The 26,596-nt window shown below is 69.4% G+C and carries 25 protein-coding genes; 11 read left to right on the top strand and 14 right to left on the bottom strand.

Going from position 1 to position 26,596, the window contains the following annotated elements; all coding sequences use genetic code 11:
* The first annotated feature begins 2 nt into the window (after nt 1-2).
* Together DBV35_RS09095 and DBV35_RS09090 are read left to right on the top strand one after the other, a co-directional pair.
* Entirely contained in the window at nt 3-695 is a 693-nt protein-coding gene (locus DBV35_RS09095) for a J domain-containing protein (protein WP_108659835.1), read from the top strand.
* Nucleotides 692-1,411, top strand: a complete 720-nt coding sequence (locus tag DBV35_RS09090; RefSeq protein ID WP_108659834.1) for an N-acetylmuramoyl-L-alanine amidase — start codon at nt 692-694, stop codon at nt 1,409-1,411. Before DBV35_RS09095 ends, DBV35_RS09090 begins: the two co-directional genes overlap by 4 nt.
* 6 nt (nt 1,412-1,417) lie before the next feature.
* On the opposite strand, the gene DBV35_RS09085 is transcribed toward DBV35_RS09090, so the two are convergent.
* Nucleotides 1,418-2,617 (bottom strand): lytic murein transglycosylase, encoded by a 1,200-nt coding sequence (locus tag DBV35_RS09085; protein ID WP_245943882.1) that lies wholly within the window; start codon nt 2,615-2,617, stop codon nt 1,418-1,420.
* Between the two features lie 164 nt (nt 2,618-2,781).
* Here DBV35_RS09085 and DBV35_RS09080 point away from each other — a divergent pair, with 164 nt between their 5' ends.
* Nucleotides 2,782-3,780, top strand: coding sequence for a KpsF/GutQ family sugar-phosphate isomerase (locus DBV35_RS09080; RefSeq protein ID WP_108659832.1), 999 nt, complete (start codon nt 2,782-2,784; stop codon nt 3,778-3,780).
* Nucleotides 3,781-3,828: 48 nt separating this feature from the next.
* On the opposite strand, the gene DBV35_RS09075 is transcribed toward DBV35_RS09080, so the two are convergent.
* Nucleotides 3,829-6,111, bottom strand: a complete 2,283-nt coding sequence (locus tag DBV35_RS09075) for an NADP-dependent malic enzyme (RefSeq protein WP_108659831.1) — start codon at nt 6,109-6,111, stop codon at nt 3,829-3,831.
* 97 nt (nt 6,112-6,208) lie between these two features.
* On the opposite strand from DBV35_RS09075, the gene moaB reads away from it, so the two are divergent.
* Both moaB and DBV35_RS09065 read left to right on the top strand, forming a co-directional pair.
* Nucleotides 6,209-6,739 (top strand): molybdenum cofactor biosynthesis protein B, encoded by a 531-nt coding sequence (moaB, locus tag DBV35_RS09070; RefSeq protein ID WP_108659830.1) that lies wholly within the window; start codon nt 6,209-6,211, stop codon nt 6,737-6,739.
* A gap of 80 nt (nt 6,740-6,819) precedes the next feature.
* Nucleotides 6,820-7,905 carry a PA0069 family radical SAM protein gene (locus DBV35_RS09065; RefSeq protein WP_108659829.1) on the top strand — a complete coding sequence of 362 codons (1,086 nt, stop codon included), beginning with the start codon at nt 6,820-6,822 and terminating at the stop codon, nt 7,903-7,905.
* 3 nt (nt 7,906-7,908) lie between these two features.
* Here the strand turns inward: DBV35_RS09065 and DBV35_RS09060 are convergent, their stop codons facing one another.
* On the bottom strand, nt 7,909-8,523 hold the full coding sequence (locus DBV35_RS09060) for a ribonuclease HII (RefSeq protein WP_108659828.1): 615 nt from the start codon (nt 8,521-8,523) through the stop codon (nt 7,909-7,911).
* 279 nt (nt 8,524-8,802) lie between these two features.
* On the opposite strand from DBV35_RS09060, the gene DBV35_RS09055 reads away from it, so the two are divergent.
* On the top strand, nt 8,803-9,831 hold the full coding sequence (locus DBV35_RS09055; RefSeq protein ID WP_108659827.1) for a hypothetical protein: 1,029 nt from the start codon (nt 8,803-8,805) through the stop codon (nt 9,829-9,831).
* A 119-nt stretch (nt 9,832-9,950) separates the two neighbouring features.
* Here DBV35_RS09055 and DBV35_RS09050 read toward each other — a convergent pair whose 3' ends face one another.
* From DBV35_RS09050 to DBV35_RS09040, 3 genes are all read right to left on the bottom strand, one after another.
* Nucleotides 9,951-10,400: a DNA polymerase III subunit chi gene (locus DBV35_RS09050; protein WP_108659826.1), complete on the bottom strand. Its 450-nt coding sequence runs from the start codon at nt 10,398-10,400 to the stop codon at nt 9,951-9,953.
* A gap of 77 nt (nt 10,401-10,477) precedes the next feature.
* Nucleotides 10,478-11,089: a glutathione S-transferase family protein gene (locus DBV35_RS09045; RefSeq protein ID WP_108659825.1), complete on the bottom strand. Its 612-nt coding sequence runs from the start codon at nt 11,087-11,089 to the stop codon at nt 10,478-10,480.
* Nucleotides 11,090-11,100: 11 nt separating this feature from the next.
* The gene (locus DBV35_RS09040; protein ID WP_108659824.1) at nt 11,101-12,627 is read right to left on the bottom strand and encodes a leucyl aminopeptidase; all 1,527 of its coding nucleotides are present in this window, start codon (nt 12,625-12,627) and stop codon (nt 11,101-11,103) included.
* A 220-nt stretch (nt 12,628-12,847) separates the two neighbouring features.
* Here DBV35_RS09040 and lptF point away from each other — a divergent pair, with 220 nt between their 5' ends.
* Genes lptF through rsmA form a run of 5 tightly spaced genes read left to right on the top strand, consistent with a single transcriptional unit; the run spans nt 12,848 to nt 19,463 of the window.
* The gene (lptF, locus tag DBV35_RS09035; RefSeq protein WP_108659823.1) at nt 12,848-14,017 is read left to right on the top strand and encodes an LPS export ABC transporter permease LptF; all 1,170 of its coding nucleotides are present in this window, start codon (nt 12,848-12,850) and stop codon (nt 14,015-14,017) included.
* The gene (gene lptG / locus DBV35_RS09030) at nt 14,014-15,120 is read left to right on the top strand and encodes an LPS export ABC transporter permease LptG (protein WP_108659822.1); all 1,107 of its coding nucleotides are present in this window, start codon (nt 14,014-14,016) and stop codon (nt 15,118-15,120) included. Before lptF ends, lptG begins: the two co-directional genes overlap by 4 nt.
* On the top strand, nt 15,120-17,462 hold the full coding sequence (locus DBV35_RS09025) for an LPS-assembly protein LptD (RefSeq protein ID WP_108659821.1): 2,343 nt from the start codon (nt 15,120-15,122) through the stop codon (nt 17,460-17,462). Before lptG ends, DBV35_RS09025 begins: the two co-directional genes overlap by 1 nt.
* 48 nt (nt 17,463-17,510) lie before the next feature.
* Complete coding sequence (locus DBV35_RS09020; RefSeq protein ID WP_281262222.1) at nt 17,511-18,533, top strand: SurA N-terminal domain-containing protein; 1,023 nt, start codon at nt 17,511-17,513, stop codon at nt 18,531-18,533.
* 6 nt (nt 18,534-18,539) lie between these two features.
* Nucleotides 18,540-19,463, top strand: a complete 924-nt coding sequence (gene rsmA, locus DBV35_RS09015; RefSeq protein ID WP_245943881.1) for a 16S rRNA (adenine(1518)-N(6)/adenine(1519)-N(6))-dimethyltransferase RsmA — start codon at nt 18,540-18,542, stop codon at nt 19,461-19,463.
* An 18-nt stretch (nt 19,464-19,481) separates the two neighbouring features.
* On the opposite strand, the gene DBV35_RS09010 is transcribed toward rsmA, so the two are convergent.
* From DBV35_RS09010 to fabD, 8 genes are all read right to left on the bottom strand, one after another.
* Nucleotides 19,482-20,096, bottom strand: a complete 615-nt coding sequence (locus DBV35_RS09010; protein WP_108659819.1) for a LysE family translocator — start codon at nt 20,094-20,096, stop codon at nt 19,482-19,484.
* Between the two features lie 126 nt (nt 20,097-20,222).
* Nucleotides 20,223-20,894, bottom strand: coding sequence for a guanylate kinase (gene gmk / locus DBV35_RS09005; protein WP_108659818.1), 672 nt, complete (start codon nt 20,892-20,894; stop codon nt 20,223-20,225).
* Nucleotides 20,891-21,775 carry a YicC/YloC family endoribonuclease gene (locus DBV35_RS09000; protein ID WP_108659817.1) on the bottom strand — a complete coding sequence of 295 codons (885 nt, stop codon included), beginning with the start codon at nt 21,773-21,775 and terminating at the stop codon, nt 20,891-20,893. The genes gmk and DBV35_RS09000 overlap by 4 nt, the downstream gene beginning before the upstream one ends.
* 2 nt (nt 21,776-21,777) lie before the next feature.
* Nucleotides 21,778-22,917, bottom strand: coding sequence for an endolytic transglycosylase MltG (gene mltG, locus DBV35_RS08995; protein WP_108659816.1), 1,140 nt, complete (start codon nt 22,915-22,917; stop codon nt 21,778-21,780).
* 102 nt (nt 22,918-23,019) lie between these two features.
* Nucleotides 23,020-24,279, bottom strand: a complete 1,260-nt coding sequence (gene fabF, locus DBV35_RS08990) for a beta-ketoacyl-ACP synthase II (RefSeq protein ID WP_108660635.1) — start codon at nt 24,277-24,279, stop codon at nt 23,020-23,022.
* Nucleotides 24,280-24,324: 45 nt separating this feature from the next.
* Nucleotides 24,325-24,564, bottom strand: coding sequence for an acyl carrier protein (locus DBV35_RS08985; RefSeq protein WP_108659815.1), 240 nt, complete (start codon nt 24,562-24,564; stop codon nt 24,325-24,327).
* Between the two features lie 170 nt (nt 24,565-24,734).
* Entirely contained in the window at nt 24,735-25,469 is a 735-nt protein-coding gene (gene fabG / locus DBV35_RS08980) for a 3-oxoacyl-[acyl-carrier-protein] reductase (RefSeq protein ID WP_108660634.1), read from the bottom strand.
* Complete coding sequence (gene fabD / locus DBV35_RS08975) at nt 25,469-26,416, bottom strand: ACP S-malonyltransferase (RefSeq protein WP_108659814.1); 948 nt, start codon at nt 26,414-26,416, stop codon at nt 25,469-25,471. The genes fabG and fabD overlap by 1 nt, the downstream gene beginning before the upstream one ends.
* Between the last annotated feature and the right edge of the window lie 180 nt (nt 26,417-26,596).

The following is a 26,596-nucleotide window of genomic DNA, read 5'->3' as shown; positions in this document are numbered from 1 at the left end:
GGATGGCGATCTGGGATCAGCTCTCGCAGGCCGTCCAGTCCGTCGGCGCGTTCGGGGCGGACGCGTTCGACCGCATCCGCGGCGCGTCGGGGTCGAGCGAGCAGTCGCGCCAGGCGGCCTTCTCCATGGCCGTCGTCGCGCTCGCGGCGAAGATGGCGAAGGCGGACGGCGTCGTCACCATGTCGGAGGCGGCCGTCTTCTGGCGCCGGTTCGACGTGCCGGACGATGCGCGCCGCTCGATCCGCCGCCTCTTCGACCTCGCCCAGCGTGACGTCGCCGGCTTCGAGGCCTACGCCCACAAGATCGCCCGCCTCTTCCCGACCGACGACGCGCTGAAGGAGGACATTCTCGACATCCTCTTCACCATCGCCGCCGCCGACGGGGTGATCCACGAGGCCGAGCTCGACTTCCTGGAGCGGGTCGCCGCGATCTTCGGGCTCGACAAGGTCCGCTTCAACCGCGTGAAGGCCGCCCATCTGGAGCCGGAGGGCGACCCTTACGCCGTCCTCGGCCTGCCGCGCGACGCGGACTATTCGGCCGTGCGCCAGCGCTACCGCGCGCTCGTCAGCGAGCATCACCCGGACCGCCTCATCGCCCGTGGCGTGCCGGAGGATTTCGTGCGCGTCGCGACCGACCGGCTCGCCGCCATCAACACCGCCTATGAGGCGATCATGCGCACGAGGCGGCCCTCATGATCACCGTCCCCTCGCCCAACACCAACGAGCGCGCGGGCGGCATCGCGCCCGACATCGTCGTGATCCACTACACCGAGATGGTGAGCGCGAAGGCGGCGGTGGACTGGCTGTGCAACCCCGTCTCCAAGGTCTCCTGCCACTACCTGATCGGGATGGACGGCGACCTCGTCCAGATGGTCGACGAGGACCGGCGCGCCTGGCACGCCGGGATCAGCGGCTGGGACGGGACGCGCGACATCAACAGCCGCTCGATCGGGATCGAGCTCGACAGCCCCGGCCACCAGCCCGACGCGCCCGAATTCCCCGAGGCGCAGCTCGCCGCCCTCTTCGCCCTCCTCGGCGGGATCCGCACGCGCTGGGCGATCCCGAAGCGCAACATCGTCGCCCATTCCGACATCGCGCCCGCCCGCAAGATCGATCCCGGCGAGCGCTTCCCCTGGGCGCGCCTCGCCGCCGAGGGGCACGCGATCCACGTGCCCGAGCCGGCCGCGCCGCTCGCCTATGACGAGGCCGCGCTGAAGCGCGCGCTTGCGGACGGCGGCTATCTCGTGGAGGAGGAGGCGGACCGCTTTCCGATCCTGGTGCGCGGCTTCCATCGCCGCCATCTTCCGCGCCGGGTCGAGACGCCGGCGGACGGGCTCACCCTTGCGGCGGCGACGGCCTTCGCGGCGGCGGTCGCCGCCGAGCGGGACGCTGAGAGCGTCCCGCTCGTCTGAGCGCGGTCAGCGCCGCTGCAGCTCGTTCAGGAGCTTCGTCGAGGCGAAGCCGTCCGGCACGGTGCCGGAGGATTTCTGGTAGGCGCGGATCGCCTCGCGCGTCATCGGGCCGACCTGGCCGTCGACGCCGCCGGTGGAGAAGCCGCGCCGCGTCAAAAGCGACTGCATCTCCTGGACCTGCACCCGCGACAGCGGCCGCTCGTCGCGCGGCCAGTTCTGCGAGAAATCACCCCCGCCGACGATCCGGTCGGCGAGATGGCCGACGCCGAGCGCATAGGCGTCGGCGTTGTTGTAGCGCTTGATGACATCGAAATTGTGCAACATCAGGAAGGCCGGGCCGTTGGCGCCCGCCGGGTAGTAGAGATAGGCCTGATCGCTCGGGCGCGGCCAGTTCTGCCCGCCGACGCGGTTGATCCCGTAGCGGCTCCACTCGGCGAGGGTGCGCTTCTTGCGACCGTCCGCGAGGGCGTGGTCGAAATTGCGCGGCACGACGACCTCGTAGCCCCACGTCTCCTGGTAGTTCCAGCCGTGCTTGGCGAGGTAGTTCGCGGTCGAGGCGAAGGCGTCCGGGATCGAGCGCCAGATGTCGCGCTTGCCGTCCCCGTCGAAGTCGGCGGCGTAGGCCTGCCAGCTCGTCGGGATGAACTGGGTGTGCCCCATCGCCGCGCCCCAGGACGATTCCATCTTGTCGAGGGGAACGTGCCCGTCCTGCGCGATCTTGATCGCCGCGACCATCTGCTGCGTCCAGAAATCCTGACGTCGCTTGCTGGCGCACGCGAGCGTCGCGGCCGCGCGGACCGCGTTGTGCTCGCCCATGAACGAGCCGTAGCTCGTCTCCATGCCCCAGATCGCGAGGATCACCTCGGGGTCGACCTTGTAGCGCGCGCCGACGCTCTGGAGCACCGACTGGTACTCACGATACTTCTGCCGGCCGGTGGACACGCGCTTTTCGGACACGGCGCTGTCCAGATATTCCCAAATCGGCTTGACGAACTCGGATTGATTGTTGACGAGCTTCAGCGTCGTCGGATCGGGACGCAGGTTGCGTGTCGCCGCATCGAAATTCGCACGGGTCACGCCGATCCGCTTCGCCGCGCCCCATTTGCCGGCAACGCAGTTCGAAAAGGCGTCCGCACGGGCTTCGGGCAGCGACACCGTGGCGGCGAGGGCCGCGGCGACCGCCGAGACGGCGAGAAGGCGGCCCAAACGGCCGTCAAGGATTCTGGAAAGGGATTCGCGCATCATGCGGGACTCCAACTGCAACGCGTCGACAGCGCCGTATTACGTACAAACTGTTAAGGACGTCCTCACCTTGCATGAAATCGCGCGCAGTTTAAGCAACTGTCGAGTGACTGATAGAGAGATTCGGCATGTCCGTCGTTGAGCTGAGGCCGAGCCCCGCGGATCGTGACGCGATCGCGTCCGCGATCCGTACGATCCAGGCCGAGACCGTCGCCCTGGGAGCGCTCGAGAAGGCTTTGAACGGCCCCCTGGGACGGAACGTCGCGCGTGCCGTGGAGAGGATGGCCGCCTGCGAGGGCCGCATCATCGTCACCGGCATGGGCAAGTCCGGCCACATCAGCGCGAAGATCTCCGCGACGCTCGCCTCCACCGGCACCCCGGCCCAGTTCGTCCATCCGGCCGAAGCGAGCCACGGCGACCTCGGCATGATCACCGCGAAGGACGTGGTGCTCGCCCTCTCCTGGTCGGGTGAATCGAAGGAGCTCGCGCCGATCCTCGCCTACGCCAAGCGCTTCGGCGTCGCGGTGATCGCGATCACCTCGCGGGCGAAATCCGCGCTCGGCCGCGCGGCGGACGTGCCGCTGATCCTGCCGGCCAGCAAGGAGGCGTGCCCCCTCGGCCTCGCCCCGACCTCCTCGGCGATCCAGCAGCTCGCCATCGGCGACGCGCTCGCCGTGGCGCTCCTGGAACGTCGCGGCTTCACCTCCGACGATTTCCACGTCTTCCATCCGGGCGGGCGCCTCGGCGCGCGCCTCCAGTTCGTGCGCGACCTCATGCACGAGGGGGCGGAGGTACCGCTCGCCCCGCGCGGGACGCGGATGAGCGACGCGATCCTCGCGATGACCAACAAGGGGTTCGGCATCCTCGGCGTGACCGACGAGAATGGCGGACTGTGCGGCGTCATCACCGACGGTGACCTGCGCCGCCATCTCCATGACGGGCTCCTCGCCCTCACCGTGGAGAGCGTGATGAGCGGCGCGCCGAAGACGATCGAGCCGGGCGTCGTCGCCTCGGCCGCGCTCGACGTGATGAACGGGGCGAAGATCTCCGCCCTCTTCGTCGTCGACGGGAAGCGCCCGGTGGGCATCCTCCACATGCACGACCTCCTGCGCGCCGGCGTCGTCTAACCCCGGCGGCAGGGTCTTTCGCGGCCGGCTCCGCGCCGGCCGCTCCCCTCACCCCTTGCGGCGCGATTCCGCGTCCACCACCGCGATCGCCGTCATGTTGAGGACGCCGCGGGCGGTGGAGGACTGGGTGATGATGTGCGCCGGCAGGCGCGTTCCGAGCAGGATCGGCCCGACATGGAGCGCCTTGGTGACCTCCTTGAGGAGGGTCATCGCGATGTGCGCGGCGTCGATGTTCGGGAACACCAGAAGGTTCGCCGAGCCCGTCAGTGGGCTGTTCGGCATCGCGCGGCTGCGCACGACTTCGCTGAGCGCATCCTCGCCGTTCATCTCGCCATCGACCTGAAGGTCCGGCGCGGCGGCGTGGAGCTTCTCGAGCGCCTCGCGCATCACGCGGGCCGAGGCGATGTCGCGCGAGCCGAAGCGCGAGGCCGACAGGAGCGCGACGCGGGGCGTGATGCCGAAGGCGGCGACCTGCTCTGCCGCAAGCAGCGTCATCTCCGCGACCTGGCTCGCGGTCGGCGCGTCGCAGACCTGCGTGTCGAGGAGGAAGAGCGGGCCATGATCCTCCAGGAGGAGCGACAGCGCGGCGAGCTCCGTCACGCCCTCGCGGATGCCAATCACGTCGCGCACGGTCTTCACGTGCTGGCTGAACGGGCTCTCGACGCCGCAGATCATCGCGTCCGCCTCGCCGCGCATCACCGCGAGCGCGCCGATGACGGTCGTGTTCGTGCGCACCACGGTGCGCGCGGCCTCCGGCGTCACACCGAGGCGGCCGACGACCGACCAGTAGGAATCCACATAGTCGCGATAGCGCGGATCGTCTTCGGGGTCGATGATCTCGATCTCACCCGGCACGCGCTTCAGCCCGGCGCGCTGCGCGCGCGCTTCCACCACGCGGCGGCGGCCGATGAGGATCGGCACGCCGATCCCCTCCTCGAGCACGATCTCGGCGGCGCGCAGGACGCGCTCGTCCTCGCCCTCGCAATAGACGACGCGCGTCTTCGACTGGCTCGCCTTGTCGAAGACCGGCTTCATGATGGAGCCGGAGCGGAAGACGAAGCGGTTCAGCCGGTCCTTGTAGGCGGACATGTCGGCGATCGGGCGCTGGGCGAGGCCGCTCTTCTGCGCTGCCTCCGCCACCGCCGGAGCGATGCGCAGGATGAGGCGCGGATCGAAGGGCGCGGGGATCAGATAATCCGGGCCGAACGTCTTCGCCGCGCCGCCATAGGCGCGGGCGACCTCCTCGGTCGGCCGCTCGCGCGCGAGCGCCGCGATCGCCTCGGCGGCGGCGATCTTCATCGCCTCGTCGATCCCCGTCGCGCCGACATCGAGCGCGCCGCGGAAGAGGAAGGGGAAGCACAGGACGTTGTTGACCTGGTTCGGATAGTCCGAGCGCCCGGTGCACATCAGCGCGTCGGGACGAAGCTCGTTCACCACCTCCGGCATGATCTCCGGGTTGGGATTCGCGAGCGCAAGGACGAGCGGGCGCGCGGCCATCGTCTTCAGCATTTCCGGCTTCAGGACGCCGGCCGCCGAGAGGCCGAGGAAGATGTCCGCCCCGACGATCGCTTCGGCGAGCGTGCGCTTCTCGGTCTTGCGGGCGTGGCGCGCCTTCCACGGATCCATCTCGATCTCGCGGCCCTCATAGACGACGCCATGAATGTCGGTCGCGATGATGTTTTCCGGCTTCGCGCCCTGCGAGATCAGGAGGTTGAGGCACGAGAGCGCCGCCGCCCCCGCCCCCGACGTCACGATCTTCACGTCCTCGATCGACTTGCCGGAGATGAGGAGCGCGTTCTTGATCGCGGCCGAGACGATGATCGCCGTGCCGTGCTGGTCGTCGTGAAAGACGGGGATCGCCATCCGCGCCTTCAGCTTCTCCTCGATGGCGAAGCAGGCGGGCCCGCGAATATCTTCGAGGTTGATGCCGCCGAAGGAGGGCTCCAGCGCGGCGACGATGTCGACGAAGCGGTCGACGTCGGTCTCGTCGACCTCGATGTCGATGCCGTCGATGTTCGCGAATTTCTTGAAGAGGACGGCCTTGCCTTCCATCACCGGCTTCGCGGCGAGCGGGCCGATCGCGCCGAGGCCGAGGACGGCGGTGCCGTTCGTCACCACGGCGACCACGTTGCCGCGGTTCGTGTAGTCGAGCGCGGTCAGCGGGTCGCGGGCGATCGCGAGGCTCGGCGCGGCGACGCCGGGGGAGTAGGCGAGCGAAAGGTCGCGCTGGGTGGACAGCGGCTTCGTCGCGCGGATCTCGAGCTTTCCGGGGGGATCCAGCCTATGGTAGGCGAGCGCTGCAGCGTCGGCGGCTGTCGGTTCATCTGTCATTGAAGGCCTCCCGTCCTTTAGCCTTTAGGCGGCCGGGGGCCGTCGGCGCAATGGGTGTCAGCGATCCGCGTCGCGCCGCGTGTGAGAAAGGTCAAGAATGCCGCATATCGACGAAACTCTGCCGTTCCACCCGGTCACATTTTCCGTCGTCATCGTGTCAGACACGCGCGATGCGGAGACCGACAAGTCCGGCGACACGCTGGAGGGCCGAATCAAGGCCGCCGGCCACGCGATCCTCGCGCGCACCATCGTACCGGACGAGCGGGACGCGATCCGCGCGGCGGTCGAGGAACGGGTCGCCGACCCCGCGATCGACGTGATCATCACGTCCGGCGGCACCGGCTTCACCGGCCGCGACGTCACGCCCGACACCATCGAGCCGATGTTCGACAAGCGGATGGACGGGTTCAGCGCCGTCTTCCACGCCGTCTCGCGCGCCGTGATCGGCACCTCGACGATCCAGTCGCGCTGCACCGCGGGCCTCATCGGCACGACCTTCGTGTTCGTGCTTCCGGGCTCGCCGGGCGCGTGCAAGGACGCGTGGGACAACATCCTCGTCGAGCAGTTCGACTCCCGCTTCATGCCCTGCAACTTCGTCGAGATCATGCCGCGGCTGACGGAAAAATAAGTGTACATAATGCGAACAAAGAGTGATTGAACGGCCACGCGGTCCACGCTATTGTCCCCCCGTCGCGGGGATCGGGCTGCATGGTCGAGACACTTTTTGTTCCAAAAGGCCGCAAGGCCGGCCGGGGCGCGGACATCAATCCGCACCCCCGCTTCGACGCTGAACGGCGCGAAGCCTTCGACGATGGGTGGGACCTCGAGGACGAGGTCGCCCCGCTGCGCACCACCGTCACGGAGGAGCGCGCGAAGACCATCATCACCCGCAACAATTCGCCCGATATCGGGTTCGACCGGTCGATCAACGCCTATCGCGGCTGCGAGCACGGCTGCGTCTATTGCTTCGCCCGGCCGACACACGCCTATCTCGGCCTGTCGCCGGGCCTCGATTTCGAGACGCGCCTCTTTGCCAAGCCCGACGCCGCCGAGCTCCTGCGGCGCGAGCTCGGCGCGCCCTCCTATCGCTGCCGCTCCATTGCGATCGGCACCAACACCGACCCCTACCAGCCGATCGAGCGCAAGCTGAGGATCACACGGTCGATCCTTGAGGTGCTGTCGGAAACGAAGCACCCAGTGGGGATCGTCACGAAGTCGGACCTCGTGGTGCGCGATCTCGACATTCTGGGGCCGATGGCGGGCGAGAATCTCACCAAGGTCGGCTTCTCCGTCACCACGCTGAACCCGACGCTTGCGCGCACGATGGAGCCGCGCGCGCCGACGCCGAAGAAGCGCCTCGCGGCGATTAAGGCGCTGACCGAGGCGGGCGTCCCGGTGAGCGCGCTGATCGCGCCCATCGTGCCCTCGATCAACGATCACGAGATCGAATCGATCGTGGAGGCCGTGGCCGGGGCGGGGGCGACGCACGTGAATTTCGTGATCCTGCGCCTCCCGCACGAGGTGAAGGACATCGTGCGCGACTGGCTCGCCAAGCACTTCCCCGACCGCGCGCGGCGCGTCATGTCGGTGATGCAGGCGATGCGCGGCGGGAAGGACTACGACGCGACATGGGGCCTGCGCCAGCGCGGCGAGGGCCCGTTCGCGAAGGCGATCGCGGAGCGCATGGCGCTCGCGGCGAAGCGGCACGGGCTGAATATCGGCTCGGTCCGCCTCGACACGGAGCGCTTCATCCGCCCGCGCGCCCCCTCCCCGCAGCTCGACCTCTTCGGCTGAGGCTCAGTCCCCCGCCATCGCGGCGAGCGGCGGCGGGGCGACGCGCTCGTACGCCTCGCGGATCGGGGCGAAGCTGCGACGGTGGTGGCAGCAGGGGCCGAGCGCGTCCAGCGCCTCGCGGTGCTCGGGCGTGCCGTATCCCTTGTGGCGCTCGAAGCCGTAGCCGGGGAAGGCGCGGGCAAGGCGCGTCATCAACCGGTCGCGGGTGACCTTGGCGACGATCGAGGCCGCGGCGATCGCCGTCGACCGCCCGTCCCCCTTGATGAGGGCGCGGCCGCGCACGGTGAGGCCGGGCGGGATGTCTTTCCCGTCGATCAGCGCGACGGTCGGAAGGTCCGGCAGAGTCTCGACCGCGCGGACCATGCCCCAGAGGGTCGCGGCGCGGATGTTCATGGTGTCGATGCGCGAAGCGCCCACGATCGCGGTGGAGACGGTCGCCTCGCGCACGATGTAATCGAACAGCTCGGCGCGGACCTCCGCCGTCAGCACCTTGGAATCGGCGATGCCGTCGATCCGCCGGTCGCGCGGCAGGATCACGGCCGCGACCACGACCGGTCCGGCCCACGGGCCGCGGCCGGCCTCGTCGACCCCACAGACGGTCTGGCTATAGCGCGGCATCCGCAACGCCACTCTGGAACCTCAACGCGCGACTCAGGCGAAGGCGGGACCATACGAAATTCGCCGCTTCGGGTCGAACCCACAGGCGCGGCGTCGCCACAAAATCGCCGTTTTCCACGACGGGCGAACGGCCGCCCGGTGCGACTGTGTAAAATTGCGCAAATCCTTTGCGCGGATCGGCCGACCTCAGTCCAATTGCGCGAGCCGCACGGAATCCGACGCTTGATTCGGATCCGGCGGCCCCAATTGTGCCAACCGGGGGCGCCGATGTTCAGGACGATGTCGCAACGCAGCGCCGAGCTCACCCCGGTCGCAGGAGAGGCCGACGCCTGGGAGCCGTACGAGACGATGCCGCGCGTCGCGACACCCTGGAGCCAGCCCGACATGTCGGAGCGCCCGACCGCGCGCGACTATGCCCGCCGCCCCGCCCCGCCCCGCGAGCCCGAACGGCCGAGCACAATGCGGGCGACCTTCGCCTCCAGTGCGGACGCGAGCGCGGAGGGCTTCCGCGACCTCGCCCGCTCGATCGAGCGCCTCCGCCTGAAGAATGCCGCGCCGGGTCCCGCCCGCGCGCCGGAACCCGTCGACCCGCCGCGCCAGCGCCCCGCCCGCACCGTGACCTACACGGCGCGCTATGAGGAGCCCGCGCCGCAGCCCGCCCCGCGCCACCGTTATGCCGCGGAGCCGATGCACGAGCCGCGCGGCGTCGATGCCGGCCGCCGCCCGATGCATCACGCCGAGCCGCAGCCGGCGCCAGCCCCCGCGCGCCCGACCTGGCTCGACGATGTGCGGGACAATTTCCGCGCCGACCCCGCGCCCGCGCACGCCCCCCAGAGCGCACGGCGGCCCGAGGCCGCGTCCTTCCGCGGTGCCCCCGACCCTCGCAGCAGCGCGCCCGAGCCCCGCGGCAGCGCCAGTGAGACCCGCGGCAGCGCCGGCGAGCCGCCGCGCAAGGCGCCCGAGCCGCCGCGCGAGCGCGAGCTTCTCACCCTCATCCAGAAGGAGCTGTCCGTCCTCGCGACGAAGGGGGACGTGACGCGCCTTGAGGAGATGCTCACCCACCTCATGCGCCGCGTCGTCGCGCTGGAGGAGGACCGGTCGAACACCCGCGCCCGCGAACGGGCGGCGCGCATGTCGGCCCGCACGTCGCCGAGCGCCGCCGCGCCCGACCTCGACGAGACCGAGGCCCGCATCCCGACCCGCCAAATCGCCACCCCGCCGGTCACGATCGAGCGCGACATCGAGGAGGCGCTCGCCCCCCTCCAGGCCGCTCGCGCCCACGCCGCCCCGCGCCGCCTCTGGCGCTGAGCGGCCGCGAACACCGTCCGATCCCTGGGGGGCTTGGGAGGCCGCCGCGCGCCGCGAGGGTCAGGCGCCCGTCGCACGACTGGCGAGAACCCGGCGCACCCGCCAGGAGATGACGGGGCCTAGCCCTTCTTCTCCCATCGGCCGGTCGCCGATTGCTGCCAATAGGTGCAGGTGTGGCCTGCATTCTTGAGCGGGGTCCATTGGCGCCGCGCCTCCTGCACGGCGGCCGCATCGTCGGCCGAGAACAGGATCACCACCCGCTCATAGGCCTCGACATTCTTCGGCGCTGCGCGGTCGGCGTAGAAGCGCACCGCGGCGCGGTTGGGGTTGTCGTCCTCGACCGTCAGCCAGACGGGCTGGCGCTCCCCCTGCCCGTCCGCGCTCGTGCCGTGCGGGAGGAAGCTGTCGTCGCGATAGACCCATAGGTGACGGTCGAGCGCATCGCGCACGCCCTCGTCGCTCACTTGCACCACGGCACGCCAGCCGCGCTGCAGCGTCTTCTCGAGGAGGGTCGGCAGCACCTCTTCGAGGGTCTGCCGCTCCAGGTGGTAGAAGAGGACTTCCGTCATCGCGCGCTCCGGGTTCGGCTCAGGCGGCCGCAAGGACCGGCGGACGAGGCCGTGCGGCGCGAATCATCCTCTCCCGATCAGATCGGCGGGCGCGTCGCTGCGAAAGACGGACGCGCCTCGACCGGCTTGACCCAGGCCGCGAGCGCGGGAAAGCGGTCACGCCAGCCATAGTCGGGGAAGCGGAAGTCGAGATAGCCGAGCGCCGTGCCGAGCGCGATGTCGGCGATCGTGATCGCGCCGGTCGCCGCGGGCGGATCCTTCTCGAACACGCCGAGCGCGGCGGTGATGCGGTCGAACTGGTCGTCCACCCACCCCTGCCAGCGGAACGCCTCCGGCCGGGCCGCGAACTCGTAGCGCGCGGCGACGCTCGCCTCGGCGATGCCGCGCGCGATCGCGTAGCGGCTCAGCACCTTCCAGTGATCCGGCGAGGACTTCGCGAAGAGGCGCGTGTCGCCGACGCGGGCGGCGAGGTACTCGGCGATCACCGGCGAATCGACGATCAGCGTCCCGTCCTCGATGATGAGGGCCGGGATCTTCCGCATCGGCGTGATCTGCTGGTAGGCCGGGTTGTCCTTCATCGGTGCGACGATCGTCTCCACGATGTCGAGATCCTCGTGAAGGCCGAGTTCGTGCGCGACGATCTCCACCGTCCTCCCGAACGGCGTTGCCCGCGTGGTGTAAAGCTTCATCCGCGTGGTCCTTATGCGGCCGGGCCACGGGGTATGGCGTCGGCCCCATCCTCATAGAAGTCGGCAACGAAACGCTCAAGGAGACGCACGCCGAAGCCGGAGGCGAAGGTGCGGCTGATCTCGGTCGAGGGCGAGCCCATGGCGGTGCCGGCGACGTCGAGATGGACCCAGGTCGAATCGGACGCGAAGCGGCGCAGGAACTGGGCGGCGGTGATCGACCCGCCCCAGCGCCCGCCGGTGTTCTTCATGTCGGCGACCTTGGAATCGATGAGCTGGTCGTAATCCTTGGACAGCGGCATGCGCCAGACGAGATCGCCCGTCGCCTTGCCGGCGTCCGAGAGCTGGGCGGCGACGGTGTCGTCGTCGCTGTAGAGGCCGGCATGATGGTGGCCGAGCGCGACGATGATCGCGCCCGTCAGCGTCGCGAGGTCGATGACGACGCGGGGCGAATAGGTGCCGATCGTGTAGGTGAGGAGATCGGCGAGGACGAGGCGGCCCTCGGCGTCGGTGTTGATGATCTCGATCGTCTGGCCGGACTTCGACTTGACGATGTCGCCCGGACGCTGGGCGTTGCCGTCGGGCATGTTCTCGACGAGGCCGATCACGCCGATGGCGTTGACCTTGGCCTTGCGCGCGGCGAGCGCGTGCATCGTGCCGACGACGGCGGCGGCGCCGGCCATGTCGCCCTTCATGTCCTCCATGCCGGCGGCCGGCTTGATGGAGATGCCGCCGGTGTCGAAGACGACGCCCTTGCCGACGAAGGCGACGGGCTTCACCTCGGCGGGGCCGCCCTTCCACTCCATGACGGCGACGCGGGCCGGACGGACCGAGCCCTGCGCGACGCCAAGAAGGGCGCGCATCTCGAGCCGCGCAAGCTCCTCCGGCTCCATGATGGTGACTTCGACGCCGAGATCACGGAGCGCCGCGGCGCGGTCGGCGAACTCGACCGGGCCGAGCACGTTCGGCGGCTCGTTGGTGAGGTCGCGCGCGAGATAGACGCCCTCGCCGATGGCCTGGACGGCGTTCCAGCGGATCTCTGCCGGGTGCGGGTCCGGCAGCGCGATCGCGATGGTGCGCGCGGCCGAATCGTCGTCGTCCTTCTTGCTCTTATATAGGTCGAACGAATAGGCGCGGAGCGTCAGGCCAAGGGCGAGGTCGGCCGCCTGATAGGCGCCGAGCGGGCCGTCCGCCGTCTCCGCGAAGACGGTGACGTCGGTCTGCGGGCCGTTCGGGAGCGCGCCCATGACGGCGCCGCCGAGCCGCGTCCAGTCCGCTTCCTTCATTTTGGTGAGATCGCCGAGGCCCACGACGAGGAGCGCCGAAACGTCCATGCCGCGCGGCAACGGCAGCAGCATCGTGGCAAAGCGCTTGCCCTTGTAGCCCTGCGCCTTCGCGGCCGAGGTGATCAGACCATCCGTCGCACCATCCACGCGTCGCGCCGCTTCGCCAAGGGCCATATTGTCCCCGGCGAACACGACCAGCGTTCCGGTTTTCGGCAATTCAACAGGGCGGAATTGGATGAGTGGGCTCTTGGCCATGACGGTCCTTTCGCTGCTGAACCGCACCTAGACCGTTTCGCCGTTGTTCACAACTGCCCCCAAGTGCGGCCGGGATGCCACGCCGGCAATCATTCGTTCACCTATATTGCGAGCGATTCTTCAACCCTGGCGCACCTTAGTGTAGGCGAGTTGGGTGGGGAGCGTCGCGCACCGTCGCGCGGGGCTGCCGGAGTTGCCCAGGGAGAGTCTGGAAAGCCACATGCCGCTGATCAATTGGTATATGTGTCGGCGGATCCTGACCATTTTTCCGGCGGCTCTCCTGATCCTGACCGCCGTGATCTGGTCGACGCAGGCGCTGCAGCGGCTCGACCTCGTGACCGCCAAGGGCCAGACCTTTGCCGTCTTCTTCGCGCTGACCGCGCTCGCCGTCCCCTTCCTCGCCACCATGCTCGCCCCGATCGCCTTCGTGATCGCGATGGTCGTCGTTTATGACACGATGAACCGCGACAGCGAGCTCGTGGTCATCGGCGCCGCGGGCGCGGGCCGCCTGCGCCTCCTTCAGCCGGCGATGGCCGCCGCCGCGGTCTGCGCCGCCTTCGTCGCGCTGGGCGCGGCCTATATCGGCCCGGCAGGCCTTGCCGAAGCGCGCGTCATGCTGACGAGCGTGCGCGCCGACGTCGTGACCTCGATCGTGCAGCCCGGCCGCTTCATCGACATCGAGGACGGGCTCACCGTCCACATCCGCGACCGCCAGGCCGACGGGACGCTGCGCGGCCTCCTCCTCGACGATCAGCGCCGGCCCGATCTCGCGATCACCTATCTCGCGGAGAATGGCCGCGTGGTGGAGGCGGAGGACAACACGCTCCTCGTCATGACCAACGGCAGCGCCCAGCGGATGGAGCGCCCCTCGAACGAGCTCTCCGTCGCGGCGTTCGACGCCTACGCCTTCGACCTCACCGACCTCACGGCCGGCCCGGTGACCCCGACCTTCCGCCCGTCCGAGCGGACCCTCTTCGAGCTGCTCAACCCCTCGCCGGAAGACACCTACCGCGCCGAGCGCGAGGCGCGCTTCACGATCGAGCTGCACGACCGCCTGTCCCAGCCACTCGCTCCGTTCGTCTACGCGCTGATCGTGTTCCTGTTCGTCGGCGACCCGCGGATGCACCGTCAGGGCCGCATGGCCGGCATCTTCGCCGCCGCGATCTGCGTCGCGGTCGTGCGCGGCGCCTCCTACGGCCTCCTCCTCGCGGTGGAAGAGACACCGCAGCTCGCAATCCTCGTCTATCCCTTCTTCCTCGGAGCGGGTGCCGTCGCCTTCACTCTCATCGCGACCGATCGCTCGGTCACCATCCACGAGCGGCTCTGGGCCTCGCTCGGCGCCGCCCTCTCGCGCCTTGCGACGAAGACACCGGCGGGGGCGCCCGCATGATGGCGCGCATCGGTCCCGGCCGCACCCTCTCCTTCTATCTGGCGACGACCTTCTTCCGCTGGATCGTCGGCTTCTTCCTGCTCGGCACCGCGATCATCTTCCTCGCGGACGTGATCGAGCTCGTGCGCCGCGCGTCCGACCGTGAGACCTTCAACGCGGCCGAGGCGGTCGCGGCGTCCTTCTTCAAGACGCCGTCGCTGAGCGAAGAGTTCATGCCGTTCGCCGTCCTCTTCGGGGCGATCGCGGCCTTCCTCGCCCTCAACCGCCGGCTTGAGCTCGCGGTGATGCGCGCCGCGGGGATCTCCGCCTGGCAGTTCATCCTGCCGGGGATCGTGACGGTCCTCCTCATCGGCGTGTTCTCGACGACGGTCTACAACCCCCTCTCCGCCGCCGCGCGCGAGCGATCGGAAGAACTGAGCGCCCGCGTCCTCGGCAACGAGGCCCGCATCCTGACGGGGAGCGCCCAGTCGGTCTGGTTCCGCCAGGAAGGGCCGAATGGCGGCTCGATCATCCACGCCCGCGCCGCAAGCTCGGACGGCCTCACCCTCTTCGGCGTCGAGGCCCACCTTCTCGACGCGGAGAACCGCTTCGCCGGCCGCGTCGAGGCCGCGACGGCGAGCCTCGAGCCCGGCGAATGGCTGCTGACCGACGTCACCCGCTACGATGTCGACGGCAACAGCGTCCACCAGGACACGACCACGGTGGAGACCGCGCTCACCGCGATCGAGGTGCGCGAGGCCGTCGCGCGGCCCGATTCGATCTCCTTCTGGCGCCTGCCGGACGCCGTCTCCCTCGCCGAGCGCGCGGGCCTGCCGACACACCGCTTCGCCCTCCAATTCCAGGTGCTCCTCGCCCGCCCGCTCCTCCTTGCGGCGATGGTGCTGATCGCGGCGAGCGTCTCCTTGCGCCTCGTGCGGCTCGGCGGCGTGACGCGCGCGGTGACGGGCGGCATCGTCGCCGGCTTCGCGCTCTACATCGCCTCGGCGGTCGCCTCCGATCTCGGCGAGGCGGGCGCGGTCGCCCCGGTCCTCGCCGCGTGGCTCCCCGGCATCGGCGCGGTGCTCTTCGGCGTCTCCTCCCTCCTCCACAGCGAGGACGGGTAATGGCGCGCTTCTCGACGCGCCACCTGGCGCTCACCCTCACGTGCCTCGTCGGCCTCGCCGCCACGGCCCCGATCCCCGCGGCGGCGCAGTTCTTTGACCAGCCGCTCCAGGCGGAGCCCGGCGCGAAGATGCTGCTCGAGACCGATACGCTCACCTACAACGTCGAAACCGGCGAGGTGAACGCGATCGGCAACGTGTTCATCGAATATAACGGCTACCAGCTCTTCGCCTCGCGCGTGCGCTACGACCAGGCGAGCAACAGGCTGTCGGCCGCCGGCGGCGTGCGCCTCGAGGAGCCGAACGGCAACATCGTCGTCGCCAAGGAGGTCGAGCTCTCCGACGACCTGCGCGACGGGTTCCTGACGGGGCTGCGCGCCGACACGATCTACCGCACGCGCCTTGCCGCGAACCGGGCCGAGCGCAATGGCGGCTCGGTCACGATCTTCGAGGATGCCGCCTACACGGCCTGCTATTCCTGCCGCAACCGGCCGGACCAGCCGCCCACCTGGGTGATCAAGGCGCGTCGCGTCGTCTATGACGAGAACGAGAAGTCGCTCCGCTTCGAGCATCCGGAGTTCGACCTCTTCGGCAACACCGTCGCCGTGCTCCCGTCCTTCTCGGTGCCGGACCCGTCGGTGCGCCGCAAGTCAGGCGTCCTCACGCCGACGGCGATCTATTCGAACCTCCTCGGCTTCGGCGTCCGCGTCCCCTACTTCCAGACGCTCGGCCCGAGCCGCGACGTGACGCTCGGCCTGACCCCGCTCAGCCGCCAGGGCCTCTTCACCGATCTCGAATACCGCCAGCGCACCGCGAACGGGAACTTCAAGGTCCGCGGCACGGGCATCTACCAGCTCGACCCGGACGCGTTCGACGATTCGTCCGGCAGCCGGCGCTTCCGCGGGTCGGTGACGACGAGCGGCAATTTCTACCTGAACCCCGACTGGCAGTGGGGCTGGGAAAGCACGATCACCACCGACCGGCGCTATCTCAGCGACTACAAGCAGTCGACCGGGGACGACCTCACCGCGCCGACGACGCTCTACCTGACCGGCCTCGGCGACCGGAACATCTTCGACGCGCGCCTGTGGGCCTTCCGCATCCTGCAGGACGACTATGTGTCCGAGCAGGTGCTGAACCCACCTGCCCCCTTCAGCGGCGTCGGCCAGCGCCTCCAGGGCAAGCAGGCCTATGTCCATCCGGCGATCGACTATGAGGGCGTCTATGACGGCAGCGTCCTGTCGGGCGAGCTCTCCTACAAGTTCAACATCACCTCGCTGAGCCGGCAGGAGACGGACGCGTTCGGCGCGATGGAGGACGGCACTCGCATCGCTCGCTTCCGCGGCGTCGAGGGCACCTTCACCCGCGGCAGCGCCGAGGTCTCCTGGCGCAAGCGCGTCTTCGCCCCCGTCGGCCAGGTGCTGACCCCGTTCGCCGGCTTCCGCGGCGACGTCTTCGCCCTCGACAATCGCGACCCGAACGTCACCCAGCTCGAGGACGACGTGCTCGGCCGCGCGATGCCGTGGGTCGGCCTCACCTATCGCTGGCCGTGGCTCATCGCGTCGAGCTGGGGCACGCAGACGATCGAGCCGATCGCCGAGATCATCGCCCGTCCGAACGAGACCCATATTGGCGACCTGCCGAACGAGGATGCGCAGAGCGTGGTGTTCGACGACACCGACCTCTTCGGCGTCACCAAATTCTCCGGCTATGACCGGGTGGAAGGCGGCGTGCGCGCCAATCTCGGCGTGCGCTACGTGCTGCAGACCTATTCGGGCGGCATGCTCGCCGCGACGATCGGCCAGTCCTATCACCTCGCCGGACGCAACTCCTACGATGTCGCCGACATCATGAACTCGACGGGCGATTCGGGCCTCTCCTCCGACGAATCGGACCTCGTCGCCGGCCTCTATCTCGACACCAATGGCGGCCTCGCCGTCACCGCGAAGGGCCGCTTCGACCAGCAGACGCTCGACGTGCAGCGCGCCGAGGTGGGTGCCGCGGCCCGCACCGGCCCCGTCACCAGCAGCGCGATCTACACCTTCCTCGCCAAGCAGCCCGAGCTCGGCATCATCGACGATCGCGAGGAGATCCAGCTCGCCGCCTCCGTGCGCGCGCTCGACCGGATCCGCGTCTTCGGCCAGCTCCGCTACGACCTCAAGGATCGCGACGTGATCCGCGAGGGGGTCGGCGTCGCCTATGACGACGATTCGCTGTCCGTCTCGGTCGCCTACTCTGAGGATCGCGGCGGCCTGCCCGAGGATCCGGTCGACCGCACGATCTTCTTCCGGATCGGCCTGCGCACCATCGGCGACGGCACCGTCTCAACCGGGCTTGATAACTGAGACCGTCGGGCGCGTTGAAACTCCCGCCACGTCCTTTATGAGTGACAGGTGATTGGAGGGGGGAACGTCTCAAGATCCGCGGACGCCGATCGGCGGCGGTCTCCCATAACGACAAATCCGACTGGGGCAGCGTCTCCGCCCCGTAGCCGAGAGTGTGTTGTCATGGTCCGTTTCGTCCTCGTCCTGCTCGCGTTCCTCGTCGCCGCGCAGACCGCCCCCGCCTCCGCGACCTCCATCGTCGCGGTGGTGAACGGCGTCCCCATCACCTCCTATGATGTCGGCCAGCGCGAGCGGCTCCTGCGCCTCACCGGCTCGCGCGGCGCGCTGAGCACGATGGCGCTCGACGAGCTCATCGATGAGAAGCTGCAGCTGAAGGCGGCGCAGCAATCGAATATCGAGGTCGCCGATTCCGACGTCGACCGCGCCATCGGCGAGATCGCGAGCCGCGTGAAGCTGTCGCCGAGCCAGCTCGGCCAGGCGCTCCAGCAGCAGGGCGTCGCCATCTCGACCCTGCGCGACCGCATCCGCGCGCAGATCGCCTTTGGCCGCCTCGTGCGCGCCCGCTTCCAGACCCAGGTCCAGGTCTCCGAGCAGGACCTCGTCGCCGCCCTCCTGAAGGACAAGGACGCCGAGCGGCAGATCGAGACCGCCGAGTACACGCTGGAGCAGGTGATCATCGCGCTGCCGGAAAACCCCTCCCCGCAGCGCCTCGCGCAGGAGAAGGCCCGCGCCAACGACCTGCGCAGCAAGTTCAACGGCTGCGCCAACGGCCTCGCGATGGCCAAGAAGACCCGCAACGTCGTGGTGCGCCCTTTCGGCCGCCGCACCGAGGCCGAGCTCACCACCGACGCGCGCGACGCGCTGAAGGACGTCGCAATCGGCAAGCTCGCCGCGCCGATCGAAACCCCGCGCGGCCTCGTCATGTTCGCGGTCTGCGACAAGCGCACCTTCCAGTCCACCAACGCCGCCATGAAGGCGCTGGAGCCGGAGCTGACCAGCAAGCGCGGCGAGGATTTCACCAAGCAGTACATGCGGCAGCTCCGCCGCGACGCCGTCATCGAGAAGCGCTGAGGGCCGGTGGACACGCTCGCGGGGGATGAGGCCGACACGGCCGGGCTCGACGCCCTGCGGGCCCGGATCGAGGCGCTGCCGCCCCTGCGCGACGTGCTCGCCAGCGAAGGGCTGACGGCGAAGAAGTCGCTCGGCCAGCACTTCCTCTTCGACCTCAACCTCACCGACAAGATCGCCCGCGCGGCGCGGATGCCGGGCGCGCCGGCCGACGCGCCGCTCGCCGGGCGGACGGTCGTGGAGGTGGGGCCCGGCCCCGGCGGCCTCACCCGCTCGCTCCTGAAGGCCGGGGCGCGGGTCATCGCGGTCGAGAAGGATGCGCGCGCGGCGGGCGTCCTCGACCAGCTCGCCGCGGTGGCCGACGGTCGCCTCACCGTCCACATCGCCGACGCGCTCACCGCCGACTGGCGCGAGATCGCGCCCGAGAGCGCGGTGATCTGCGCGAACCTTCCCTACAATGTCGCGACCCCGCTCCTCGTCGGCTGGCTCACCAAGGGCAACTGGCCGTCCTGGTGGGCGAGCGCGACGATCATGGTCCAGCGCGAGGTCGCCCACCGCATCACCGCCGCCCCCGGCGGCGACGATTATGGCCGCCTCGGCGTGCTCGCGGGGGTGCGCACGCACGCAACGAGCGTGTTCGACATCGCCCCCGCCGCCTTCGTGCCCCCGCCGAAGGTGTGGTCGTCCGTGGTGCGTCTCGACCCGAAGCCCGAGGGCGGGGCGGTGCCGATCGCCGCTCTCTCGGCCGTGACGGCGGCCGCCTTCGGCCAGCGGCGCAAGATGCTGCGCTCCAGCCTCAAGTCTCTGACGAAGGACCCGGAAGGCCTCCTCGAAGCAGCCGGCATCACCCCCACCGAGCGGGCCGAGCAGCTTGCGATCGCCGATTTCGTGCGCCTTGCCGAACTTTACGCGCGGGAGAAGGCCGCCGCCTAAGCGGGCGGCCGCGCCGGGCTATCGGCTCGCGGCGGCGAGCGCGGTGCCGAAGGCGACGAAGACCATGCCCGTCGCCGCATCCACGGCCCGGCGCACCCCGAGATAGGCGTTCGCGACCGAGCGGTGCGAGAGCGAGGTCGACAGGATCGCGTACCAGAGGGCCGAGATCGAGACCATCATCGCCACCGCGACCGGCCCCGCCCACCACGGATGATCCTGCGGCAGCGCGGCGGCGAAGAGGCTCGCGACGAACACCGCCGACTTGGGGTTCGCGAGATTGGTGAAGAGGGCGAGGCGGAAGGCGGCGCGCGGCGTGAGGTCGAGCGCGCGGTCGGGCAGCGCCGCGTCGCCCGCACGGCGGAGCCGCCACAGGATGCGGACGCCGAGATAGGCGATGTAGATGCCGCCCACGAGCTTCAGCGCCGCGTAGGCGTAGGGCGCGGCGGCGAAGAGCGCAGTGATCCCCAGCCAGCCCGCAAGGCCCCACAGGAAGGTCCCGAACAGCGTCCCGCCCACGGCGGCGTAAGCGACGGGCCGCGAGCCCGTCAGCGCGCAGCGCACGACGACGAGGAAGTTCGGCCCCGGCGTGATCGCGGCGACGAGCCAGATGAGGGCGACCGTCAGCAGGAACATCGGCGTCTCCGACGGCACGGGATGTAAGCGCCCGGCCGCCGGTGGAGGTAGAGGCGTTCGCGTGCGTTGGAAATCGCCCGGCCGATCACAAATCGTGTCACATCGGCGCCGCGCGGTGCGGCCGGCTCAGTCGCGCGCCTTCTCGGCGGTCCCGTCCGCCAGCGCGGTGGAGACGTCGCTCACGAAGCGGTCGAGCCCGGAGAGGCGGCGGCGGCGGACGCGCTCGGCCGACAGGATCGCCCCGACGCTCGCGAGCGCGGACTGCAGCTCGTCATTGACGATGACGTAGTCGTACTCGATGTAGTGGGTCAGCTCGTCCCGCGCGTTGGTGAGGCGGCGCAGGATGGTCGCCTCGTCGTCCTCGGCGCGGCGCACCAGGCGGGCGTGCAGCTCGGCCCCGGAGGGCGGCAGGACGAAGATCGAGACGAGATCGTCCGGCATCGCCGCCTGGAGCTGCGAGGCCCCTTGCCAGTCGATGTCGAAGAGCACGTCGCGCCCCTCGGAGAGCGCCTGCTCCACAGGATCGCGCGGCGTGCCGTAGCAATTGCCGTGGACCTCGGCCCATTCGAGGAGCTCGCCCCGGTCGCGCATCCGCTCGAACTCGCGCATCGTGACGAAATGATAGTGGACGTGGTCGACCTCGCTCGGCCGGCGCGCGCGCGTCGTGACGGAGATCGACAGAGAGAGGTTCTTGTCCTGCTCCAGGAGGAGGCGCGAGATCGTGCTCTTGCCCGCGCCCGACGGCGAGGAGAGGACGACGAGGAGCCCGCGCCGCGTGTACCGCTTCGGCGCGCTCATTCGAGGTTCTGAACCTGCTCCCGCATCTGCTCGACCACGGCCTTCAGCGAGAGGCCGAGCGCGGTGATCGCGTGATGGGGGGCCTTCGAGCAGATGGTGTTCGTCTCGCGGTTGAACTCCTGGCACAGGAAATCGAGCTTGCGGCCGACGGGGCCGCCCTCCTCCAGGAGCTCACGTGAGGCGGCGATGTGGGCGCTCAGCCGGTCGAGCTCCTCGCGCACGTCGACGCGGGTCGCCATCAGCGCCGCCTCCTGGTGGAGGCGTTCGGGCGAGATGCCCTCGCGGCCGGCGAGAAGGTCGGAGAGCTGGCGGTCGAAACGGGCCTTGATGGCCGCGATCGTGCGCTCGGGGTGGGCGTCGATCTCGACGCGCAGGCGGTCCATCTCGGAGAGCTGGTCGAGGATGATGGGGGCGATCCGCGCCCCCTCCTCGCGCCGGTTCACCTCGAGCGCGGCGAGAAGCTCGGCGCCGAGCGCGGCGATGGTCGCCTCGTCGACGCTCGCCTCTTCCTCTTCCGTCGCGGTCTCGATCACGCCCTTGAGGGCGAGGAGGCCGTCCGCGCGCGGGGCGGCGACCGAGCCGCTGGCGGCCAGCGCCTGGATCGCCTCGATATAGGCGTCGAGCTGGACCTGGTTCACCGTGTAGCGCGTCGCAACCTCGCCGCGCTTCAGCGAGAGGGAGAGCGAGACGCTGCCGCGCTTGAAGGTGGTGTTGACGAGGCGGCGAAGCTCGGGCTCCACCCGCTCCATCCCCGGCGGCAGGCGCAGGCGCAGGTCGAGCGAGCGCCCGTTCACCGAGCGCGCGTCGAACTGGTAGGCGAAACCGTTCACCTCGCCTTCGAGGCTGGCGAAGCCGGTCATCGACTGGATCGGTGCGCCCATCCTCAGTTCGCCGCCGTGCCGCGCTGGCGCTCGATGTCGCGCCACCGCGCGACGTTGCGCTGATGCTCGTCATAGGAGACGGCGAAGGCGTGGCCGCCGGTGCCGTCGGCGACGAAATAGAGCTCGTTCGTCTCGGCCGGGTGGGCGGTCGCTTCCATCGCCTGGCGGCCCGGATTGGTGATCGGTCCGGGTGGCAGCCCGTCGATCTGGTAGGTGTTGTACGGGTTCGGGCGCTCGAGGTCGGAGCGGTAGATGGTGCGCGCCTGCGCCCACGCGTCACCGCCATAGAGGCCGTAGAGGATCGTGGGATCCGACTGGAGGCGCATCTTGCGGTTCAGGCGGTTGATGAACACCGCCGCGACCCGGTCGCGCTCATCCGGCTCGCCGGTCTCCTTCTCGACGACCGAGGCGAGCGTCACCAGTTCCTCGGGCGAGGAGAGCGGCACGCTGGGGTCGCGATTCGCCCAGATCTCCGAAAGGACGCGGGCCTGCGCGGTCTGCATCGTCTCGATGAGGCGCTGGCGCGACATGCCGCGGGTGACCTGGTAGGTCTCCGGCAGGAGCGAGCCCTCGGCCGGGATGGAATCGATCCGCCCCGACAAGAGGTCCGATTCATTGAGGCGCGCGACGATCTGCGCCGAGGTGAGCCCTTCGGCGAGCGTGATCGCGTGGCGCACGACGCGGCCGGACACGATGTGGTCCATCACCGCCTCCATCGAGGCGCCGGCCGGGATCAGATATTCGCCGGCCTGGAGGCGTCGCGTCGCGCCCGTGCCATAGGCGGCGGCGAGGAAGACGTAGCGGTTCGTGATGATGCCGCGCTCCTCGAGCCCGGCGGCGATCGCCTCGACCGAGGCGCCCCGGTCGATGATCACGCCGACATCCTCGGCGAGCGGACCGGCCGCGACATAGGCCTGGCGGCCGAGCAGCAGCAGCGCCCCGCCCCCGATGAGGACGAGCACGATCAGGAAGATCACGAGATTGGCGGCGAGGATCAGCGGGTGGCGCGCCGCGCGGGAGCGGCGCTTCACGGGCGGCGGCGCCTCGGAGGGCCGCCGCGTCCCGCCCCGCGACTTGGTGGAGTTGGACACCAGCGGCTCGGGGCGGCGCTTCGTGGGGCGGATCTCGTCCGCCCCGCCCATCCGTGCCTTGTCGCTCGCGCGACGGTCATGCCGCTCAGGTTGCGTGGGTTCGTTGTCCCCGACCTGGCCCCGACGACGATGCCGCACAAGCGCCTCCTCTGATCAATATCGACGGAACACCAGAGAGGCGTTCGTGCCCCCGAATCCGAAGGAATTCGATAGCACCGTATCGATCTTCTTCTCCCGTGCGGAGTGCGGCACGAGGTCTACCGCGGTTTCCACAGAGGGATCGTCGAGATTGATCGTCGGCGGGGCGATATTGTCCCGGATCGCGAGCAGCGAGAAGATCGCCTCGACGGCACCGGCGGCACCGAGGAGGTGGCCGGTCGCCGACTTGGTGGAGCTCATGGTGAGCCCCTTGCCGTCGCCGCCCATGACACGATGGACCGCCGCGAGCTCGATCTCGTCGCCGAGCGGCGTCGACGTGCCGTGTGCGTTCACATAATCGATCGCGGAGGAATCGATCTGCGCGCGCTTCAGCGCCGCCTTCATGCAGCGATAGGCACCGTTCCCGTCACTCGCCGGAGCGGTGATGTGGAAGGCATCGCCCGAGAGGCCGTAGCCGATGATCTCGCCGTAAATCTTCGCGCCGCGGGCCTTGGCGTGTTCGAGCTCTTCGAGGACGACGACACCCGCGCCCTCGCCGATCACGAACCCGTCCCGCTGACGGTCATAGGGGCGAGACGCCTTTTCGGGCGTGTCGTTGAACCCCGTGGACAGCGCGCGGCAGGCCGCGAAGCCGGAGATCGCGAGGCGGCCGATCGGGGCCTCCGCGCCGCCGGCGATCATGACGTCCGCATCATCGAGCGCGATGAGGCGGGCGGCATCGCCGATGGCGTGGGCGCCCGTGGAGCAGGCCGTGACGACGGCGTGATTCGGTCCGCGGAAATTGTAGCGGATCGACACGTAGCCCGACGCCATGTTGATGAGCGCGCCCGGAATGAAGAACGGAGAGATCCGGCGCGGCCCCTTCTCGGCGAGGATCAGAGCCGCCCGTTCGATGCCGAGCAACCCGCCGATGCCGGAGCCGATGAGCACGCCGGTCCGGTTCTGCTCTTCCTCGTCCGTCGGCCGCCAGCCCGCGTCGGCGATCGCCTCGTCGGCGGCCGCAGTCGCGAACACGATGAACTCGTCGAACTTTCGCTGGTCCTTCGGGTCCATCGTGGCGTCGGCGTCGAACGCGCCCGCCACGCCGGTTCCGCGCGGAACCTGGCAGGCGACTCGCGCCGCCAGGTCGCTGACGTCGCAGCGCGTGACCGGCGCTGCGCCGCTTTTCCCCTCAAGGATGCCGCTCCAGGAGGCGTCAACCCCGCTGCCCAGCGGATTGACGGTTCCTAGACCGGTCACCACGACGCGCCGCACCATCACACTCCCTATCGAGATTGACGAAAGTCGTTACCTGACGAATCAGGCGACGGCGTTCTTGTCGAGGAACTTGATCGCGTCGCCGACCGTGAGGATGGTCTCGGCCGCGTCGTCCGGGATCTCGACGCCGAACTCTTCCTCGAACGCCATCACGAGCTCGACGGTGTCGAGGGAGTCCGCACCGAGGTCGTCGATGAAGCTCGCTTCCTCGGTGACCTTCTCCTTCTCGACGCCGAGGTGCTCAACGACGATTTTCTTCACGCGTTCTGCGGTGTCGCTCATGGATTGTCCTTCAAGTCTCTTGGCCTCATCGGCCTGTGGGATGGTGTCTGGCGCGGCACGGCGCGTGACGAGTGGTGCAGATCCCCACCGAACCGGTGGGGCTTGAATGTGGGATCGCCGGTATCACAACAGTTTGCCGTTTGAAAAGCGGCGTTGCGCCGGTCCTGCCCTTAGAAACCCATTGTCATCCCGCCATTCACATGAAGTGTCTGGCCGGTGACATATTGCGCCTCCGCACTCGCGAGATAAACGACCGCCGCAGCAACGTCCTCGGGCTGCCCGAGCGTTCCGGCGGGGATGTCCTTCATGATGGCGGATCGCTGGTCGTCCGTCAGCACGTCGGTCATCGCGGTGCCGATGAATCCGGGTGCGACGAGGTTGACCGTGATGTTGCGCGCCGCGAGCTCGCGGGCAAGCGATTTGGTGAGGCCGGTGAGACCCGCCTTGGCGGTGGAATAGTTCACCTGGCCCGCATTGCCGGTCGATCCGACGACGGAGCCGATATTGATGATTCGGCCCCCGCGCCGCTTGATCATCCCGCGCACGAGCGCGCGCGAGAGGCGGAAGGCGGCGGTGAGGTTGACCTCGATGACGTCGTCGAAGTCGGCATCCTTCATGCGCATGACGAGACCGTCACGCGTCACGCCGGCGCAGTTGACGAGGATGTCCACAGGGCCGAGCGCCTCGGCGTCGGTCGCGAGGGCGTCGACGGCGGCGCGGTCGGCAAGGTTCGCGGCGAGCGCGCCGTCGGCGCCGATGCGCGCCTTTGCCGCTTCCGCGCGCTCCAGCGTCGAGCCGGTCACGATGACCTTCGCGCCCTGCGCCTTCAGCGCAGCGGCGATGGCCCCGCCGATCCCGCCGGTCGCACCGGTGACGAGGGCGGTCTTTCCGGAAAGGTCGAACATCATGCCGCCGCGGATCCGCGCTGCGCGATGAGGGCGACGTCGGAGGCGCTGTTGATGGAGATCGCCTCCAGTGAGGAATCGATGCGCTTGGCGAGCCCGGTGAGGACGCGGCCCGCACCGATCTCGAGCACTGTGCGCACGCCGAGATTGGCGAACTGCGAGACCGACTCGCGCCAGCGCACGCGGCCCGTCACCTGGGCGATGAGGCTGCGCTTGATGCTGGACGGATCGATGAGGCGGGAGGCCGAGACGTTGGCGAGGAGCGGCGCCTTCGGGGCGTTGATGGTGGCGCTTTCGAGCGCGGCGGCCATCGCGGCGGCGGCCGGGGCCATCAGCGAGCAGTGGAAGGGGGCGCTGACGGGAAGGAGGACGGGGCGGCGGGCGCCACGTTCGCGGGCGATGGAGATGGCCCGCTCGACCGCGGAGCGGGTGCCCGATACCACGCATTGGCCGGGCGCGTTGTCGTTCGCGACCTCGCATACCTCGCCTTCGGAGGCGGCCTGGGCGACCGATTCGGCCGTCTCGAGGTCGAGACCGAGGAGCGCGGCCATTGCGCCCTCGCCTTCCGGCACGGCCTCTTGCATGGCCTCGCCACGCAGGCGCAGGAGCCGGGCGGCGTCGGCGACGGTGAGCGCGCCGGCCGCGGCGAGCGCGGAATATTCGCCGAGCGAGTGACCGCCGACGAGAAGCGCATTGTCGAGCCCGACGCCCTCGGCCTCAAGCGCGCGCATGGCGGCGAGGCTGACGGCCATCAGCGCGGGTTGCGCGTTGGCGGTGAGGCGGAGCGTCTCCTCCGGCCCCTCGAAGATGACACGGGACAGATGCTCGCCCAGCGCGTCATCGACCTCTTCGAAAACAGCGCGTGCGGAGGGGTAGGCCTGATAGAGCGAAAGGCCCATCCCGGCGCTCTGGCTGCCTTGTCCTGGAAAGGTGTACGCAAACGTCATCGATTAGCCGACTTATTGTGAGGCGCGACTCGAAAGCCGCAGCGTGGGCGCAAAGACCACTAGCTCAAATGGCGCGTCAAGTCCGGAAGACCAGAAAGTGTGCGTCACAACCTATTTCACGCTTGATTTGTGTGCAGGACAGCGCCTATGTGGGCGCTCACTCACGTTGGCCAAGGGCTG

This window comes from Acuticoccus kandeliae (genome assembly GCF_003073115.1).
This window is presented reverse-complemented; position numbering and strand designations above follow the sequence as displayed.